Annotated in this window: 1 protein-coding gene; it reads right to left on the bottom strand. The window is 66.5% G+C overall.

Going from position 1 to position 266, the window contains the following annotated elements; all coding sequences use genetic code 11:
- Positions 1 to 266 (bottom strand): sigma 54-interacting transcriptional regulator (locus tag SB725_RS31660; RefSeq protein ID WP_410923389.1); only part of this gene is annotated, 266 nt, incomplete at both ends.

Below are 266 nucleotides of genomic sequence, written 5' to 3'. Positions count from 1 at the left end.
GGCCAGGCGGAAATACAGGTCCTCGCGAAAACGCCCGTCCGCCACCATCGCCGCCAGATCCCGGTGCGTCGCGCAGATCACCTGGATATCCACCCGCTCACGCCGCGCAGCTCCCAGTGGCGCCACCTCGCCCTCGGCCAGCACACGCAGAAGGCGGGTCTGCAGATTCAGCGGCATGTCGCCGATCTCGTCGAGGAACAACGTGCCGCCATCAGCCTGCTGCAAAAGCCCCTGCATGCCTTTGCTGGAAGCCCCGGTGAATGCCC

It is taken from the genome of Pseudomonas sp. SIMBA_041 (assembly GCF_046535095.1).
GTDB classification, from domain to species: Bacteria; Pseudomonadota; Gammaproteobacteria; order Pseudomonadales; family Pseudomonadaceae; genus Aquipseudomonas; species Aquipseudomonas mucoides.
This window is presented reverse-complemented; position numbering and strand designations above follow the sequence as displayed.